The organism is Streptomyces sp. NPDC004266 (genome assembly GCF_042874095.1).
In the GTDB taxonomy this organism is placed as follows: Bacteria; Actinomycetota; Actinomycetes; order Streptomycetales; family Streptomycetaceae; genus Streptomyces.
In genome coordinates, this window is the sequence record NZ_JBIAMM010000010.1 from 174,426 (window position 1) to 191,987 (window position 17,562).

A 17,562-nucleotide genomic window follows, 5' to 3' on the forward strand; every position below is an offset into this window, starting at 1 on the left:
GATCGTTGTGCGCTACGGCCTTGTTGACCCGGCGTGATCTCCGGCACGGTTCCTGCCCATGGGACGAGAGCACTGGAAGAAGATCTGGGTCGGTTCCGCGGGCAACATGGTCGAGTGGTTCGACTGGTTCGTGTACGCGAGCTTCGCCACCTACTTCGCGGGGGCGTTCTTCCCCGAGGGCAACGACACCGCCAAGCTCATGAACACCGCCGGCATCTTCGCCGTCGGCTTCTTCATGCGCCCCGTCGGCGGCTGGCTCCTCGGCCGGGTCGGCGACCGCAGGGGCCGCAAGGCGGCGCTCACCCTCACCGTGACGCTGATGTCCGCCTCCGCCGTGCTGATCGCGATCGCGCCCACCTACTCGGTCGCCGGGTACGGCGGCGCCGCCGTCCTCCTCGTCGCCCGCCTCCTCCAGGGACTCTCCGTCGGCGGCGAGTACGCGGCCAGCGCCACCTACCTCACCGAGGCCTCCGCGCCGCAGCACCGCGGCTTCGCCTCCAGCTTCCAGTACGTGTCGATGACCGCCGGCCAGATCCTCGGCCTCGGCCTGCTGCTCGTCCTCCAGCACACCCTGTCCGCCGACGCCCTGCACGCCTGGGGCTGGCGCATCCCGTTCGTCGTCGGCGCCCTCGGCGCGGCCGTCGTCTTCTACCTGCGCCGCACCATGCTGGAGACGGAGGTGTACGAGGAGACCGCCGACTCCGGCGTCGCCCGGGGGCAGCAGGGCACCCTCAAGGCCCTGTGGGCGCACAAGCGCGAGGCCTTCCTCGTCATCGCGCTCACCATGGGCGGGACCGTGGCCTACTACACGTACACGACCTACCTCACCAAGTACCTCTCCAACTCCGCAGGGCTGCCCAAGCAGACCGCCACCCTGGTCTCCTTCTGCGCCCTGATCGTCTTCGCCTGCCTGCAGCCGCTCGCCGGCCGGCTCTCCGACCGGATCGGACGCCGCCCGCTCCTCATCACCTTCGCGCTCGGGTCCACCCTCCTCACCGTCCCGATCATGACGATGCTCAAGCACGCCGGCTCCTTCTGGCCCGCGCTCGGCCTCTCCCTCCTGGCGCTCGTCGTCGTCACCGGCTACACCTCCATCAACGCCTGCGTGAAGGCCGAGCTCTTCCCGACCGGCATCCGCGCCCTCGGCGTCGCCCTGCCGTACGCCGTCGCCAACGCCCTCTTCGGCGGCACCGCCGAGTACGTGGCGCTGTGGTTCAAGGACGCCGGCGTCGAGTCGGGCTTCTCCTGGTACGTCGCGGGCTGCGCGGCCGTCTCCCTGGTCGTCTACCTCACGATGAGGGAGACCCGGGACATCGACCTGGGCCGGGTCGGCGCCGCCCGCTCCGAGCGGCAGCGAGATCGAATGCCCGTATCGTGAGACCCTCGTCCCGCCGATCCCGGACCTGTGTCAGACTTCCGGCGTGCTTGCTACCACGATGATTATCGGCAGCAGCGCGCCGGTCCGCAGTGACCACTGAACCGCGGCACGATCCCCGCGGCAGTGGACACCGTGCCCCAGACCCGCGCGCAGACCTCTCGCACCCGCGAGGGGTTTTTTCGTTTTCCGGCCCCACCCACGCCGGAAGCGGACGACGCGTGAGAATGGGGGCAAGTGGATCCATACCTTCCGGAGCCACATCCGACAGGAGCCATCACAGCCATGACCACGGAGAACGCCGAGGGATCGCGCCTCGACGACAGTTTCCATGTCTTCGACACGACACTGCGCGACGGGGCGCAGCGTGAAGGCATCAACCTCACCGTCGCGGACAAGCTGACCATCGCCCGGCACCTCGACGAGTTCGGCGTGGGCTTCATCGAGGGCGGCTGGCCCGGTGCCAACCCGCGCGACACGGAGTTCTTCGCCCGCGCCCGGCAGGAGATCGCGTTCAAGAACGCGCAGCTCGTCGCCTTCGGCGCCACCCGCAGGGCCGGCCTCAGTGCCGCCGAGGACCCGCAGGTCAAGGCGCTCCTCGACTCCGGCGCCCCGGTCATCACCCTCGTCGCCAAGTCGCACGACCGGCACGTCGAGCTCGCCCTGCGCACCACCCTCGACGAGAACCTGGAGATGGTCCGCGACACCGTCGCCCACCTGACCGCCCAGGGCCGCCGGGTCTTCGTGGACTGCGAGCACTTCTTCGACGGCTACAAGGCGAATCCGGACTACGCCAAGGCCGTCGTCCGCGCCGCGCACGAGGCCGGCGCCGACGTCGTCGTCCTCTGCGACACCAACGGCGGCATGCTCCCCGCCCAGGTCCAGGCCGTCGTCGCCACCGTCATCGCCGACACCGGCGCCCGCCTCGGCATCCACGCCCAGGACGACACCGGCTGCGCCGTCGCCAACACCCTCGCCGCCGTCGACGCGGGCGCCACCCACGTCCAGTGCACCGCCAACGGCTACGGCGAGCGGGTCGGCAACGCCAACCTCTTCCCCGTCGTCGCGGCCCTGGAGCTCAAGTACGACAAGCGGGTCCTCCCCGAGGGCGCGCTCGCCGAGATGACCCGGATCTCGCACGCCATCGCCGAGGTCGTCAACCTCACGCCCTCCACCCACCAGCCGTACGTCGGCGTCTCCGCCTTCGCCCACAAGGCCGGACTGCACGCCTCCGCGATCAAGGTGGACCCCGACCTCTACCAGCACATCGACCCCGAGCTGGTCGGCAACACCATGCGGATGCTCGTCTCCGACATGGCCGGCCGCGCCTCCATCGAGCTCAAGGGCAAGGAACTCGGCGTCGACCTGGGCGGCGACCGCGAGCTCGTCGCCCGCGTCGTCGAGCGCGTCAAGGAGCGCGAGCTCAAGGGCTACACGTACGAGGCCGCCGACGCCTCCTTCGAGCTGCTGCTCCGGGAGGAGGCCGAGGGCCGGGCCCGCCGCTACTTCCGCACGGAGTCCTGGCGCGCGATCGTCGAGGACCGCCCCGACGGCACCCACGCCAACGAGGCGACCGTGAAGCTCTGGGCCAAGGGCGAGCGGATCGTCGCCACCGCCGAGGGCAACGGCCCGGTCAACGCCCTCGACCGGGCGATGCGGGTGGCCCTGGACCGGATCTACCCGCCGCTCGCCAAGTTCGAGCTGGTCGACTACAAGGTCCGCATCCTGGAGGGCCGCCACGGCACCGAGTCCACGACCCGGGTCCTCGTCACCACCAGCGACGGCAACGGCGAGTGGTCCACGGTCGGCGTCGGCGAGAACGTCATCGCCGCGTCCTGGCAGGCCCTGGAGGACGCCTTCACGTACGGGCTGCTGCGCGCCGGGATCGACCCCGCCGAATAGTCCCCGTATATCCCCTCAGGTCCGGTTCGGGTAGCGTCGAACCATGAGGACCAGGGCGATGTCCACGGGGTCGGCCCTCGGCGGCCTGCTCCTGATCCTGCTCCTGGTCCTGGCGCCCGCCGCGGGTGCCAGGGCCACGGGCGTGTCCGACGCGGCCGCCGCCCTGAGACAGGGCCCGGTCTACGTCGATCCGGGCGCCGCCGGCCAGCTCTCCGCGGCCGACGCGAAGGCCCTCGCGCAGAAGATCAGGGACGCGGACAAGCCGCTCTTCGTGGCGGTCCTCCCCGCGAACGCGCAGTTCCCGCCGGAGGGGCTGCTGCGGAACCTGCGGACGCAGACCGGGATCGCCGGCCTCTACGCCGTCCGCCTCGGCGACCGCTTCGACGCCGGTGCCGACCGCTCGGTGATGTCCGGGCAGGCCGTGCGGAACCTCGTCACCGCCGTGCGGCAGCCCGGCGTGGACGCCGCCACCGAGCTGAACGACTTCGTCGACCAGGCCCTGCCCGTGATGCGCGGCTCCGCCCCGGCCTCCTGGGGCTCCGTCGGCAAGGACTCCGGGGTGCCCGTCGCCGGGCTCGTCGTCCTCGGCGCGGTCGTCGTCGCGGGCGGCGCGGGCGCCTACGCCGTCGTCCGCCGCAAGCGGCTGCGCAAGGAGGCCGAGGAGCGCGCCGCCCTCGACCGGCTCCGGGTCGTCGTCGACGAGGACATCACCGCCTTCGGCGAGGAACTCGAACGCCTCGACTTCCACCCCGCCGAGCGGGGCGCCGACGACGCCATGCGCGGCGACTACGAGCGCGCCCTCGACTCGTACGACAGGGCCAAGTCCCTCATGGCCGCGGTCACCCGGCCGCACGAGGTCCGCGACGTCACCCAGGCGCTGGAGGACGGCCGCTTCTCCCTCGCCGTCCTGGCCGCCCGCCGCGAGTCCCGCCCGCTCCCCGAGCGCCGCCCCCCGTGCTTCTTCGACCCCCGCCACGGCCCCGCCGCCGAGGACCGGACCTGGAGCCCGGCCGGCGGCACGCCCCGCCAGGTCCCCGTCTGCGCGGCCGACGCGGCCCGCCTCGACGACGGCCTCGACCCCGTGGCCCGCACCGTCGACACCGACAGCGGCCGCCGCCCCTACTGGGAGGCGGGCCCCGCCTACGGCCCCTGGGCCGGCGGCTACTTCGGCGGCGGCATGCTCCCCGGCCTCCTCGTCGGCACCGTGCTCGGCTCCATGCTGGCCACCCCCGCCTACGCCGCCGAGTACGGCGGCACCGACTTCCAGGACTTCCAGGGCGGCGACTTCACCGGCGCCGACTTCGACTCCTCCGGCTTCGGCGGCGACTTCGGCGGCGGCGACGGGGGCGGTTTCGGCGGCGGCGACTTCGGCGGAGGCGGCGGCTTCGACGGGGGCGGCGGCTTCTAGCGGCTCCGCCGGGCGGCTCAGACCAGCGGCTTCACCGACATCAGCAGATGGCGGTGGGTCGCCTCCGGGCCGTCGCCGAGCAGGGCGCGCTGGCCCGGGCCCAGCAGGTGGAAGTGGACCTCGGGAGCGTCCAGGGAGCCCAGGGCGTCCAGGAGGTAGACCGGGTTGAAGGCGACCGTCAGGGACTCCGCGCCCGTGAGGGTGGCGGGGAGGCGCTGGGAGGCCACGTCGTCCTCGTAACCCGCCTGGAGGTGGAGGGCGGTGGGGGAGAAGGCCAGCTGGACCGGGCTGTCGCCCTCCGCGACGACCGCGACCCGCTTGACGGCCTCGGTCAGCGGGGCTCGCTCGGTGACCGCGAGGGCGTGCTCGCCGAGGGCGAAGAGCTTGTCGTGGCGGGGGAGCCGGCCGTCGAGCAGGCGGGTGGTGGCGCGGGTGCCGCCGCTCTCGAAGCCGAGGGAGCCGGAGTCGAGGGCGAGGCGGGCCGGGCCCGCGCCCGCGAGGGAGCGGGCGATCTCGGTGAGGCGGCGGGCCGGGACGACGACGTCCGCGCCCTCCGCGTCGGCGCCGGCCTCCGGCCGCCACTCCAGGGTGCGGACCGCGTACCGGTAGCGGTCGGTGGCGGCCAGGGTCATCGTGGTGCCGTCCAGGGCCAGCCGTATCCCGGTGAGGACGGGCAGCGAGTCGTTCCGGCCCGCGGCCACGGCGACCTGGCCGACCGCCGCGGCGAAGGCGTCCCCGTCGACCACTCCCCGCACCTCGGGCAGGGCGGGCGCGGCGGGGTAGTCGTCGAGCGGCAGCAGGGAGAGGCCGAAGCGGGCGTCGCCCGAGGTCACCGAGAGGCGGGCGCCCTCCACGGCCAGCTCGGTGCCGCCCCGGGGGAGCACCTTGCAGATGTCGAGCAGACGCCGGCCGAGGACCAGGGCCCGGCCCTCGGCGACCGTGTCGGCCTCGACCTCGACGCGGGCCGAGGCCTCGTGGTCCAGGCCCGAGACGCGCAGCCGGCCGTCCGCCGCCTCCAGGAGCAGTCCGCCGAGGACGGGCAGGGGGGAGCGGGCCGGCAGGACGCGCGCGGCCCAGGCCACGGCGTCGGTCAACACGGCGCTGTCGATGCGGAATTCCATGCCGCCGACGCTAACGGCCGCCACTGACAACGGCGCCGGCCCGCGGGACCGGACGCCCTTCGTCCCCCCCCCGTCACCTCCGGGGCGGTGGAGAACGCCGAGCGCCCGCCTTCCACTGCTGCGGAGGGCGGGCGCGCTCGTGTTTCCGGGGGCGGGCGGAAGGATCGGGCCTTCCGGGGCCGGCGGAAGGGTCAGGCGGCGTTCTTGATCGCGGAGATGTCGAAGTTCAGCTTGACCTTGTCGCTGACCATGACGCCGCCGGTCTCCAGGGCCGCGTTCCAGGTCAGGCCCCACTCGGAGCGCAGGATCTCGGCCGAGCCCTCGAAGCCGACGCGCTCGTTGCCGTAGACGTCCGTCGCGGTGCCGTTGAACTCCAGGTCGATGGAGAGCGGCTTGGTGACGTCCTTGATGGTCAGGTCGCCGGTGATCCGGTACTTGTCGCCGCCGAGCTGCGCCGCCTCCGTGGAGCGGAAGGACATCAGGGGGAACTGCTCGGCGTCGAAGAAGTCGCCGCTGCGCAGGTGGCCGTCGCGGTCGCCGATGCCGGTGTCGATCGAGGCGATCTTGACGTCGATCGAAGCGGTGGAGGCGGCCGGGTTCGAGCCGTCGAGCTTCAGCGCGCCCTCGTGCTCGGCGAAGGTGCCTCGGACGTTGGTGACCATCGCGTGACGCACGGTGAAGCCGATGCTGCTGTGCGCCGGGTCGATGGTGTAGTCGCCGCTCAGGGCGGCGAGGGCGGGGTCCACGGGGAGGGTGGCGGTGGCGGTGGCGGACTCGTTGTTCTTGCGGCCGAAGAGACCCATGACGTGCTCCTTGTCGGTGTTTGTTGAACCTTCAACGAGGACGACTGTAACCCTATTCCGTTCAACATTCAACATCTATGGAAGTCGTTCACCCGGACGGCGCCACACCGACACCGACGCCCTCTGGCGGACGCGCGTAGAACTGCGGCACCATCTCCCTGCGCGACGAGCACCACCTGCACAGCCGTCCCCAGTCGTCACGGTCACCCGCAGGAGGAACCCCTGTGAAGCTCCGCTCCGTCCTGACCGCAGTCGCCCTCGTCCTGGGCGCCCTCTTCGCCCCCGGCTTCGGCGCCCTCACCACCTCCACCGACGCCCACGCCGTCACCAAGATCAGCCATGCCACCGCGACCTCGATGTTCCGGTCCTCCGGGATCACCTGGTCCTCGTCCGGCGGCTGCTCCGACCGCAACAACCCCACCTGCACGTCCTTCGAGCAGCTCAACCTCGCCACCGCCCAGGGCGCCCAGACCCTCAAGAGCGCCAGCGGCTGCGCCCTCAACATCACCGGCGGCACCGAGACCGGCCACGCGAGCGGCACCTACTCGCACTGGAACGGCTACAAGCTGGACTTCAGCAAGTACACCTGCGTCGGGAACTACATCAAGAACACGTTCACCTACATCGGGCTGCGCGGCGACGGAGCCCCGCAGTGGAAGTCCGGCGCCGGCAACGTCTACGCCGACGAGGGCAGCCACTGGGACGTGACCTTCTACAACTGCGGCGGCTGCTGACCCCCACCGCGGCCGAAGAGCCCCCCTCCGGTGGTCACTTGGACTAACCGGAGGGGGTTCTTGGACTGGAGGGGCCCGCGCGGCGCGATCTCGTTGACGGTGCTGCCGGGGCGGGGCCAACTAGTGCGCATGCCCCTCCCTCACTCGCGAAGCCCGCGAAGGATCCGTGCGGTCTGCGCGCTCGCCGCCGCGTCGGCCACCGTGTTCGCCCTGTCCGGACCCGCCCTCGCCGAAGAAGAGACCACCACCGCCGCCGGCGCCGTCATCGGCTCCGAACGGCTCTCCGTCGCCGTCGCCGAGGACTTCCCCCGCGTCCTGTCGTACACCGACCGGGCGAGCGGAGCCCGTCTCCTCGGGAGCACGGCCCCGGTGACGCAGATCGTGCTCAACGGCACCGCCCACGCCGTCCGGGCCGAGGGCGCACCCGTCCTGACCGCCAGGTCCGCCGCGTACACCCTCGTCTTCCCCGACCTGCCCGGCGTCGAGATCGACGCCCGTCTCGGCGTCGACGACCGGACCACCACCTTCGAGGTGACCGCCGTCCGCGACACCGAGACCTTCCGCGTCGGCACGATCGACATCCCCGGCCACGACCTCGTCTCCGTCGGCTCCTCGGACACCGGCGCCGCGACCGCCTTCACCCGCCTCGACCCGGACTCCACCCGTACCGCCGACGTCTTCGCCCGGGTCACCGACACCACCGCGGCCGAGGCGAACCCGGTCGGCGCGAGCTACGCGATCGTCAACACCGGACAGCTGGCCGCCGCCGTCGAGTCCAACTCCAGCTACGACAAGCCCTCCGGCGCCTCCGCCCGCGACGGCGCCCGCTTCTGGCACCAGGCCCGCAGGAGCGGCACGGAGACCCGCGTCGGCGTCTGGTCCGGCCAGTGGACCTACCGGGGCGAAGGAGCCCCGCAGCCCGAGAGCGGCGACGACCTGCCCTGGGCGAAGGTCGTCGTCACCCCCGACGCCAACGGTGACGGCACCACCGACTGGCAGGACGGAGCCGTCGCCTTCCGCGCGATCGGCATCAAGGCCCCCGGCGGCGACCGGACGCCGGACCGGGTCGTCGCCCACATCCCCTTCAACTTCGCCTCCCAGGCCACCCACCCCTTCCTGCGCACCCTCGACGACGTCAAGCGGATCTCGCTCTCCACCGACGGCCTCGGCCAGTTCGCGCTGCTCAAGGGGTACGGCTCCGAGGGCCACGACTCCGCCCACCCCGACTACGGCGGCAACTACAACAAGCGGGCCGGCGGCCTCGCCGACCTCAACACCCTCCTGCGCGAGGGCGGGAAGTGGGGCGCCGGCTTCGGCGTCCACGTCAACGCCACCGAGTCGTACCCCGAGGCGAAGAACTTCAGCGAGACCCTCGTCGACAAGACCAAGCCCGGCTGGAACTGGCTCAACCAGAGCTACTACATCGACCAGCGCCGGGACGTGAACAGCGGCGACCTCGCCCGCCGCTTCCAGCAGCTCCGCGACGAGACCGACCCCAACCTGTCGATGCTCTACATCGACGTCTACTACACACACGGCTGGATCGCCGACAAGACCATGCAGGCCGTCCGGGCACAGGGCTGGAACGTCGCCACCGAGTGGTCCGAGAAGTTCGAGCGGGCCTCCCTCTGGTCCCACTGGGCCAACGACCTCGACTACGGCGGCGCCACCAACAAGGGCCTCAACTCGCAGATCATCCGCTTCGTCCGGAACGGCGAGAAGGACGTCTGGAACAACCACCCGGTCCTCGGCCAGACCGCCCTCGTCGACTTCGAGGGCTGGACCGGCGAGACCGACTGGAACGCCTTCTCCGCCAACATCTGGCAGCGGAACCTGCCCGCCAAGTACCTCCAGCACCAGGAGATCACCCGCTGGAACGGCGACGACATCACCTTCACCGGAGGCGTCCGCGGCACCGTGGAGAACGGCCGCCGCACCTTCTACGAGAACGGCCGCAAGGTCCTCGACGGCGAGAGCTACCTGCTCCCCTGGGACGGCGGCAAGAAGCTCTACCACTACAACAGGGCCGGGGGGACCACCAGCTGGGCCGTCCCCGGCGGCACGCGCGCGTACACCGTGTACAGGCTCACCGACAACGGGCGCGTGAAGACCGCCACCGTGCGCCCCTCCGGAGGACGCATCACCCTCGACGCCGTCGCCGGACAGCCCTACGTCCTCTACCCCGACAGCGCGCCCGCGCAGACCGCCCCCCACTGGGGCCAGGGCACCCCGGTGAAGGACCCCGGCTTCAACGACGCCAAGCTCGGCGCCTGGACCAAGGCCGGCACCGTCGCCCGTGACACCGACGAGCAGGGCCGCAACAGCGCGAAGCTCGGCGGCACCGCCACCGCCTCGGTCCGACAGCAGATCACCGGCCTCACCCCCGGCAAGCGGTACACCGCCTCCGTCCTCATCGAGGTCGAGCCCGGGAAGACCCGCCCCACCACCCTGTCCGTCGGCGGCCGGGCGGTCACCGTCGAGCGCTCCGCCCTGGAGGACCGGGTCGCCGCCTCCGACTGGAACGGCACCCGCTTCCAGCGCGCCAAGGTCACCTTCACCGCCCCCGCCGACGGCTCCACCCCGCTGCGCGTCCAGGCCGCGAGCGGCAGCGCGGCGACCGTCCGGATCGACGACGTCCGGATCGTCGCCGACGCCCCGGCGGAGAAGGCCGGCACGGTCGCGTACGAGGACTTCGAGGCCGTCGACCAGGGCTGGGGCCCCTTCCTCAAGGGCGACGCCGGCGGCACGACCGACCCCCGCACCCACATAGCCCAGCTGCACGCCCCGTACACCCAGGCCGGCTGGAACGGAAAGGCGATCGACGACGTCGTCGGCGGCGCCGAGAGCCTCAAGTCCCACGACGAGAACAGCGGACTCGTCTACCGGACCGCGCCCTGGACCGTCCCCATGAAGGACGGACACAGCTACCGCGTGGAGTACGACTACCAGTCCAGCCACGCGGGCGCGTACGAGTGGGTCACCGGCTACGACCGCACGCACGGCGCCGGACCGGCCGTCGAGACCCGGCGCACCCCGATCGGGCAGCAGAGGACCACGGGGCACTTCGCCGAGACGGTCACCGCCGGCTGCGGCGACACCTGGACCGGGCTGCGCAAGCGCGGGGACGCCCCGGACGGCGCCGACTTCGTCCTCGACGGCTTCACCGTCACCGACCTCGGCCCGGCAGCCGAGCGCGCCGCCTGCGGCACGCTCACCGTCGCCGCCCCGGAGACCCTGGAGCCCGGCCGCCCGAACCAGGTCACGGCCACCTTCGGCAACGACGAGGCCGGCGACGTCACCGGCGCCCGGGCCGTCCTCGACCTCCCCGAGGGCTGGACCGCCGAACCCGCCGCGCCCGTCGCCCTCGGCACGGTCGCCCCGGGCGCCAGGGCCACCGCCACCTGGCAGGTGACACCGCCGGTGGACGCGGCCTACCGGCCGTACCCGCTGGGCGCCTCCGTCGCGTACGACCTGGGCGGCGACGCCAGGAAGCTCACCGCCGCCACCACCGTCCGCACCCTGCCCCCGCCGCCCACCGCCGACAGCTGGGCGAGCGACCTCGACTGGACCTCGGCCGCCAACGGCTGGGGGCCCGTCGAGCGGGACCTCTCCAACGGCGAGACCGGCGCCGGCGACGGCTCCCCGCTGCGGATCGGCGGTGTGGCGTACGCCAAGGGCCTGGGCACCCACGCCCCGGCGAAGGTCCGCTACTACCTCGGCGGCCGGTGCGCCTCGCTGACCGCGGAGGTCGGGGTGGACGACGTCCAGACCAGCCGGGGCAGCGTCCAGTTCAGCGTCCTCGCGGACGGAGCGGAGAAGGCGAAGTCCCCGGTGCTCAAGGCCTCGGATCCCGCCTGGTCGCTCACCGCCGACCTCACCGGCGCCACCTACGTCGACCTGGTGGTCGGCGACGGGGGCGACGGGAACGGCAACGACCACGCGGACTGGGGGAGCGCCCGCTTCCACTGCGGGGGCTGACGGAGCCCGAGATGTAGCAAGCGCTTGCCGTGCTCATTGATTGCGTCGGAAACAGGGTGTTACACCGGGCGCCGACCGGTCTCCACCACTTCCCCCGGGAGGCTCCCGTGTCCCTGCCCCTCTGGTCCCGCCGCACCTTCCTGAGCACGACGGCCGCCGCGGCCGCCCTCGCACTCGCCCCCACCGCCCACGCGGCGGACCCGGCCGACGAGTTCGAGGCGCTGCGGCTCCGCTGGCTCGACCTCCAGCTCGGCTCCGGCTTCGACGCCGGGGCCGAGCCCTACGCCGGCAGGCTCGCCGAGACGGGCACGCTCGCGCGCGCCTTCCGCGCGGGCATGACCGCCACCCCCACCTCGCTCTGGCCCGACGCCCCCTTCGACCCGCCGGCCGGCATCACCCAGAGCTACAGCCGCCTGTGGACCATGACCCAGGCGTACGCGCAGCCCGGCACCGGCCTCACCGGTGACGAGGGCCTGCTCGCCGACGTGCTGCGCGGCCTCGACCACCTCTCCGCCACGGTCTACCGGGCGGGCGCCCCGCGCTACGGCAACTGGTGGGAGTGGCAGATAGGGTCGCCCCGCCTCCTCATGGACATCGTCGCCGCGCTCCACCCCCGGCTCGGCGCCGAGCGCGTCGCCGCCGCCTGCGCCGCCGTGGACCACTTCGTGCCCGACTCGGTCCTCCTGAACTACTCCGGCACCTCCACCGGAGCCAACCGCGTCGACCTCTGCCGCTCGGTCGCCCTGCGCGGGGTCCTCGGCGCGAACCCCGCCAAGATCGCCCTCGCCCGGGACGCCCTCTCGCCCGTCTTCCCGTACGTCACCCAGGGCGACGGCCTCTACGCCGACGGCTCCTTCGTCCAGCACACCTGGGTCGCCTACTCCGGCACCTACGGGCAGGTCATGCTCGACGGCCTCGGCCGGCTCTTCGCCCTCCTCGCCGGCTCCGCCTGGGCCGTCACCGACCCGAACCGGCAGATCGTCCTCGACAGCGTCGAGAAGGCCTACGCGCCCTTCATCTACGACGGCCTGATGATGGACGGCGTCAACGGCCGCGCGATCAGCCGCGGCTACCTCAAGGGCGACGACCGGCGGATCATGCGCTCCGACCACTTCCACGGCCAGGGCGTCATCGCCGCCATCGCCCTCCTCGCGGGCGGCGCGTCCGCCGCCGAGCGGGACCGGTGGCACGCGCGCGTGAAGGGGTGGATCGAGCGCGACGCCGTCTCCCCGATCCTCGCCGCCCGCCAGTTCGGCGTCGCCGACCTGGCCCGGCTGCACGCCGTGGCCGCGTCCCCCGTCGCCGCCGCCCCCGAACCCACCGGCCACCGGCTCTTCGCCGCCATGGACCGGGCCGTCCACCGCCGCCCCGGCTGGGCCGCCGGCATCTCCATGGCCTCGAACCGGATCACGTACTACGAGTGCGGGAACGGCGAGAACCCGCGCGGCTGGCACACCGGCGCCGGAATGCTCTCCTGGTGGACCCCGGACCTCGGCGACCAGTACACCGACTGGTTCTGGCCCACCGTCGACCCGTACCGCCTCCCCGGCACCACCGTCTCCACCAAGCGCCTCGCCGACCGGGCGGGCGGCGAGTGGGGCGCGCCCCGGCCGGCCGTCCGCTGGGTCGGCGGGGCCACCGACGGCGAGTACGCGGCCGTCGGCCAGCACCTCAAGGGCCTCGGCTCCACCCTGGAGGCCCGCAAGTCCTGGTTCTGCGCGGCGGACGCGGTCGTCTGCCTGGGCGCCGGGATCACCGCGACCGACGGCGTGCCCGTCGAGACGGTCGTCGACAACCGCCTCCTCGGGGAGGGAGGCGCCCAGGTCTTCACCACCGGCGACGGCTGGGCCCACCTGGAGGGCCACGGCGGCTGGGTGTTCCCCGACGGGACCGGGGACCTCCGCACCCTGCGCGAGGACCGCACCGGCGCCTGGAGCGACATCAACACCACCAGCTCCACCGAGCGCCGCACCCGCCGCTACCAGACCCTCTGGCTGGACCACGGCGCCGATCCGGTGGCCGCCTCGTACGTGTACCTCCTGATGCCGGGCGCCTCCCCGCGGACGCTCGCCGCCCGCGCCGCCGACCCCCACTGGCTGCACGTTCTCGACAACACCGCCGAGCGGCAGGCGATCGCCGTCCCGTCCCTCGGACTGACCGCCGCGAACCTCTGGGAGGCCGGTACGGTGGGGCCGCTGACGGTCACCGCGCCCGCGAGCGTCCTCGTCCGGCGCCGCCGCTCCGTCCTCGACCTGAGGGTCTCCGAGCCCCTGCGCACCGGCCGGTCGCTGGAACTGGTGTGGAACCGTCCGGTCCGCCGGGTGGTCCGCCACGACCCCTCGGTGGAGGTCCTCGCCACCGGGGCCTCGCTGCGGCTGCGGATCACCCCGGGGACCGGGGGAGCGACCCACGGTTGCGAGGTTCTGCTCTAGGTCTATGTCGAACCCCTACAAACACGGGGGGTACCTGGCTGTTGACTCGGGCTGGACGCCCCTGGGTTCTGTCCAGCCCCACCAGGATTCGACACGCGAGACTGTACGGAGTCGACGGCGGGGTTTTCTTGTGTGACTTCGTAGGGTCGGTACATGACCGTTGTGGACCAGATCCCGAGCGAGCCCGCTGACGCCCGTGGCCGAGTGGCCGAGCTGCACGTCCTGCGCGAGCAGGCGCTGCGTGGCCCGAGTGAGCGCGCCACCGAGGCCCAGCACGCGAAGGGCAAGCTGACGGCGCGTGAGCGCATCGAGCTGCTGCTCGATCCTGGTTCCTTCAGCGAGGTCGAGCAGCTGCGCCGGCACCGCGCGCAGGGCTTCGGCCTGGAGGCGAAGAAGCCGTACACCGACGGTGTGATCACGGGCTGGGGCACGGTCGAGGGCCGCACGGTCTTCGTCTACGCCCACGACTTCCGGATCTTCGGCGGCGCGCTGGGCGAGGCCCACGCCACCAAGATCCACAAGATCATGGACATGGCCATCGCGGCCGGTGCGCCGCTGGTCTCCCTGAACGACGGCGCCGGCGCCCGGATCCAGGAGGGCGTCTCCGCCCTCGCCGGCTACGGCGGCATCTTCCAGCGCAACACCAAGGCCTCGGGCGTCATCCCGCAGATCTCGGTGATGCTCGGCCCGTGTGCCGGCGGTGCCGCCTACAGCCCGGCGCTGACCGACTTCGTCTTCATGGTCCGCGAGACCTCGCAGATGTTCATCACCGGCCCGGACGTCGTCAAGGCGGTCACCGGCGAGGAGATCACCCAGAACGGCCTCGGCGGAGCCGACGTCCACGCCGAGACCTCCGGCGTCGCGCACTTCGCGTACGACGACGAGGAGACCTGCATCGCCGAGGTCCGCTACCTCCTGTCGATGCTCCCGCAGAACAACCGCGAGAACCCGCCGACCGTCGCCTCCGAGGACCCGGCCGACCGCCGCTCGGACGTGCTGCTCGACCTGGTGCCCGCCGACGGCAACCGCCCGTACGACATGCACAAGGTCATCGAGGAGCTCGTCGACGACGGCGACTACCTGGAGATCCACGAGCGCTGGGCCCGCAACATCATCTGCGCGCTCGCCCGCCTGGACGGCCAGGTCGTCGGCATCGTCGCCAACCAGCCCCAGTCGCTGGCCGGCGTCCTCGACATCGAGGCCTCCGAGAAGGCCGCGCGCTTCGTCCAGATGTGCGACGCCTTCAACATCCCGATCATCACCCTTCTGGACGTACCCGGCTTCCTGCCCGGCGTCGACCAGGAGCACGGTGGAATCATCAGGCACGGCGCGAAGCTGCTGTACGCGTACTGCAACGCGACCGTGCCCCGGATCTCCCTGATCCTGCGCAAGGCCTACGGCGGCGCCTACATCGTGATGGACTCCCAGTCCATCGGCGCCGACCTGACGTACGCCTGGCCCACCAACGAAATCGCGGTCATGGGCGCCGAAGGCGCCGCCAACGTCATCTTCCGCAAGCAGATCGCCGAGGCCGAGGACCCCGACGCCATGCGGGCCCGCATGGTCAAGGAGTACAAGGCCGAACTGATGCACCCCTACTACGCGGCCGAGCGCGGCCTGGTCGACGACGTCATCGACCCCGCCGACACCCGCCAGGTACTCATCAGGTCCCTGGCGATGCTCCGCACCAAGCACGCCGACCTGCCGTCCCGCAAGCACGGCAACCCGCCTCAGTAAGAGGAGTCATCCACGTGACCAGCCCCGCCAACCTTCTCCGCGTCGAGAAGGGCACCGCCGACCCCGAGGAGCTCGCCGCCATCACGGCCGTGCTGCTCGCCCGCGCCGCCTCCCAGCCCGCCGAGGAGACCCACCGCGGCCGCACCCAGGCCGGCTGGCGCCGCCTGGAGCGCGAGCACGGCTTCCGCGCGCCGCACAGCTGGCGCTGACGCCACCGCCGTACGGAAGGGCCCCGCACCGACACGGTGCGGGGCCCTTCGCCGTGCCCCCCGTCGTGGGCGGTCGTTCCGCAGGGGCAAGGAGGTCCCCCTGCTCGAGCGAAGCCGAGAGCTCGGGGGAGGGTGGGCACGCCGGAACGGCGCTCTCGCGGGCGCGTCCGCCCCGAGGGCCCAGCACGAAGGCCCCGCACCGTTTCCGGTGCGGGGCCTTCGTGTACGTACCCGTCAGGGACTACCGCAGACGGGCCATGAGCGCGTGCTCCACCAGGGTGATGAGGGCGCTCTTGGCGTCGGCGCGGTGGCGGGCGTCGGTGGTGATGATGGGGGTGTCGGGCCCGATCTGGAGGGCCTCGCGGACCTCTTCGGGCTGGTAGGGCTGGTTGCCGTCGAAGCCGTTGAGGGCGATGACGAAGGGGAGGCCCGAGTTCTCGAAGTAGTCGACGGCGGGGAAGCAGTCGGCGAGGCGGCGGGTGTCGACCAGGACGACGGCGCCGATGGCGCCGCGGACGAGGTCGTCCCACATGAACCAGAAGCGGTCCTGTCCGGGGGTGCCGAAGAGGTACAGGATCAGGTCCTGGTCGAGGGTGATGCGGCCGAAGTCCATGGCGACGGTCGTCGTCGTCTTGTCGCCGGTGTGGGTGAGGTCGTCGATGCCCGCGGAAGCGGAGGTCATGACGGCTTCGGTACGCAGCGGGTTGATCTCCGAGACGGCGCCGACGAACGTGGTCTTGCCCACGCCGAAGCCGCCCGCCACCACGATCTTCGCGCTGGTGGTTGAACGGGCCGCGCCGCCGCTAGAGCTTGCGAAGTCCACTGAGCACCCTTTCGAGCAGTGTCACGTCTGGCTGACCGCCGGCGGCCTCGTCGCCGCCGGGCTGGTGGATGGCGACGAGGCCGGCCTCGGCCAGGTCGGCCACGAGGATTCGGGCGACGCCGAGGGGAATGGAGAGGAGGGCCGAGATCTCCGCGACCGACTTGATCTCGAAGCAGAGCCGGCAGATCCGCTGGTGCTCGGGCAACTGCCCCTGCAGCCGGGCCGGGTCGGCCGTGGTGCTGACCAGCGCCTCGATGGCGAGCTGGTAGCGCGGCCGGGTCCGGCCGCCGGTCATCGCGTACGGACGCACCAGCGGGTTGTGGCCGCCGGAACCGCCCGCGGCGCCGCGCGAGGCGGACGGAGAGCCCGCGGCCGACGGGACCTGAGGCTGCGCGTAGGGCTGAGACACGCCCTGTCTGCTCGGGGCGGAGGGAAAGTTGAACCGGTTGTTCTGCGCGGTGTCGCCCAGGGGCGCCTGATGCGCGTCATAACCGTTGTAGGGGCTCGCGCCCGGCGGTGTACCCACGTCTCCTCCTCCGACTGCCTCGCGGTCCATGTCCCTTGAACCGCGCCACCGCACCTTACGGTGCGGTGACGTGAAACGCACTGTCTGTCTGTTAGTTGAGCAGACTTCCCTGAAGTTCCGCCCGGAGGTCGGGGGTCAGAACCGTGCCCGCGCGGTCCACGAGCAGAGCCATCTCGTAACCCACGAGACCGATGTCGGCCTCCGGGTGGGCGAGCACGGCCAGCGAGGAGCCGTCCGAGATCGACATGATGAAGAGGAAGCCGCGCTCCATCTCCACCACGGTCTGGTTGACCGCACCGCCCTCGAAGATCCGGGACGCGCCCGCGGTCAGCGAGGTCAGTCCGGACGCGACCGCCGCCAGCTGGTCGGCGCGGTCACGGGGGAACCCGTCGGACATCGCCAGCAGGAGACCGTCGGCGGAGACCACCACCGTGTGGGACACCCCGGGGGTGTTGTCCACGAAGTTGGTGATCAACCAGTTCAGATTCTGCGCCGCCTGGCTCATCGCGCTCAC

At 72.2% G+C, this 17,562-nt stretch carries 13 protein-coding genes; 8 read left to right on the top strand and 5 right to left on the bottom strand.

The window, feature by feature from the left end; translation table 11 throughout:
- The first annotated feature begins 58 nt into the window (after positions 1-58).
- The 3 genes from ACFYUZ_RS24100 to ACFYUZ_RS24110 all read left to right on the top strand — a co-directional run bounded on the left by ACFYUZ_RS24100 (position 59) and on the right by ACFYUZ_RS24110 (position 4,685).
- Complete coding sequence (locus ACFYUZ_RS24100; protein ID WP_389312443.1) at positions 59-1,378, top strand: MFS transporter; 1,320 nt, start codon at positions 59-61, stop codon at positions 1,376-1,378.
- A 282-nt stretch (positions 1,379-1,660) separates the two neighbouring features.
- Complete coding sequence (gene cimA / locus ACFYUZ_RS24105) at positions 1,661-3,277, top strand: citramalate synthase (RefSeq protein ID WP_389312445.1); 1,617 nt, start codon at positions 1,661-1,663, stop codon at positions 3,275-3,277.
- Between the two features lie 43 nt (positions 3,278-3,320).
- A complete protein-coding gene (locus ACFYUZ_RS24110) occupies positions 3,321-4,685 on the top strand; it encodes a hypothetical protein (protein WP_389312447.1) in 1,365 nt (454 codons plus the stop codon).
- Positions 4,686-4,702: 17 nt separating this feature from the next.
- On the opposite strand, the gene dnaN is transcribed toward ACFYUZ_RS24110, so the two are convergent.
- Both dnaN and ACFYUZ_RS24120 read right to left on the bottom strand, forming a co-directional pair.
- Complete coding sequence (gene dnaN, locus ACFYUZ_RS24115) at positions 4,703-5,806, bottom strand: DNA polymerase III subunit beta (RefSeq protein WP_389312449.1); 1,104 nt, start codon at positions 5,804-5,806, stop codon at positions 4,703-4,705.
- Positions 5,807-5,997: 191 nt separating this feature from the next.
- Entirely contained in the window at positions 5,998-6,609 is a 612-nt protein-coding gene (locus tag ACFYUZ_RS24120) for a YceI family protein (RefSeq protein ID WP_389312451.1), read from the bottom strand.
- A gap of 224 nt (positions 6,610-6,833) precedes the next feature.
- Between ACFYUZ_RS24120 and ACFYUZ_RS24125 the strand changes: the two genes are divergently transcribed.
- From ACFYUZ_RS24125 to ACFYUZ_RS24145, 5 genes are all read left to right on the top strand, one after another.
- Positions 6,834-7,343, top strand: coding sequence for a hypothetical protein (locus ACFYUZ_RS24125; protein WP_389312453.1), 510 nt, complete (start codon positions 6,834-6,836; stop codon positions 7,341-7,343).
- 129 nt (positions 7,344-7,472) lie between these two features.
- The gene (locus ACFYUZ_RS24130) at positions 7,473-11,321 is read left to right on the top strand and encodes an endo-alpha-N-acetylgalactosaminidase family protein (protein ID WP_389312455.1); all 3,849 of its coding nucleotides are present in this window, start codon (positions 7,473-7,475) and stop codon (positions 11,319-11,321) included.
- Positions 11,322-11,434: 113 nt separating this feature from the next.
- A complete protein-coding gene (locus ACFYUZ_RS24135) occupies positions 11,435-13,753 on the top strand; it encodes a polysaccharide lyase 8 family protein (protein WP_389312653.1) in 2,319 nt (772 codons plus the stop codon).
- A 153-nt stretch (positions 13,754-13,906) separates the two neighbouring features.
- Positions 13,907-15,490, top strand: coding sequence for an acyl-CoA carboxylase subunit beta (locus ACFYUZ_RS24140; protein WP_389312457.1), 1,584 nt, complete (start codon positions 13,907-13,909; stop codon positions 15,488-15,490).
- Between the two features lie 14 nt (positions 15,491-15,504).
- Positions 15,505-15,699 (top strand): acyl-CoA carboxylase subunit epsilon, encoded by a 195-nt coding sequence (locus tag ACFYUZ_RS24145; protein WP_030693719.1) that lies wholly within the window; start codon positions 15,505-15,507, stop codon positions 15,697-15,699.
- Positions 15,700-15,940: 241 nt separating this feature from the next.
- Here the strand turns inward: ACFYUZ_RS24145 and ACFYUZ_RS24150 are convergent, their stop codons facing one another.
- The 3 genes from ACFYUZ_RS24150 to ACFYUZ_RS24160 form a co-directional block, all read right to left on the bottom strand.
- Positions 15,941-16,522 (bottom strand): ATP/GTP-binding protein, encoded by a 582-nt coding sequence (locus ACFYUZ_RS24150; protein WP_015036414.1) that lies wholly within the window; start codon positions 16,520-16,522, stop codon positions 15,941-15,943.
- On the bottom strand, positions 16,503-17,048 hold the full coding sequence (locus tag ACFYUZ_RS24155; RefSeq protein ID WP_093873922.1) for a DUF742 domain-containing protein: 546 nt from the start codon (positions 17,046-17,048) through the stop codon (positions 16,503-16,505). Before ACFYUZ_RS24155 ends, ACFYUZ_RS24150 begins: the two co-directional genes overlap by 20 nt.
- A gap of 91 nt (positions 17,049-17,139) precedes the next feature.
- Positions 17,140-17,553, bottom strand: a complete 414-nt coding sequence (locus ACFYUZ_RS24160; RefSeq protein ID WP_030224397.1) for a roadblock/LC7 domain-containing protein — start codon at positions 17,551-17,553, stop codon at positions 17,140-17,142.
- Positions 17,554-17,562: the final 9 nt, after the last annotated feature.

Bases quoted from the DNA above. Each gene is read 5' to 3' on its own strand.
- ACFYUZ_RS24110 (WP_389312447.1), top strand. From the start codon at position 3,321: ATGAGGACCAGGGCGATGTCCACGGGGTCGGCCCTCGGCGGCCTGCTC.
- cimA (WP_389312445.1), top strand. From the start codon at position 1,661: ATGACCACGGAGAACGCCGAGGGATCGCGCCTCGACGACAGTTTCCAT.
- ACFYUZ_RS24100 (WP_389312443.1), top strand. From the start codon at position 59: ATGGGACGAGAGCACTGGAAGAAGATCTGGGTCGGTTCCGCGGGCAAC.
- ACFYUZ_RS24140 (WP_389312457.1), top strand. From the start codon at position 13,907: ATGACCGTTGTGGACCAGATCCCGAGCGAGCCCGCTGACGCCCGTGGC.
- dnaN (WP_389312449.1), bottom strand. From the start codon at position 5,806: ATGGAATTCCGCATCGACAGCGCCGTGTTGACCGACGCCGTGGCCTGG.
- ACFYUZ_RS24160 (WP_030224397.1), bottom strand. From the start codon at position 17,553: ATGAGCCAGGCGGCGCAGAATCTGAACTGGTTGATCACCAACTTCGTG.
- ACFYUZ_RS24130 (WP_389312455.1), top strand. From the start codon at position 7,473: ATGCCCCTCCCTCACTCGCGAAGCCCGCGAAGGATCCGTGCGGTCTGC.
- ACFYUZ_RS24120 (WP_389312451.1), bottom strand. From the start codon at position 6,609: ATGGGTCTCTTCGGCCGCAAGAACAACGAGTCCGCCACCGCCACCGCC.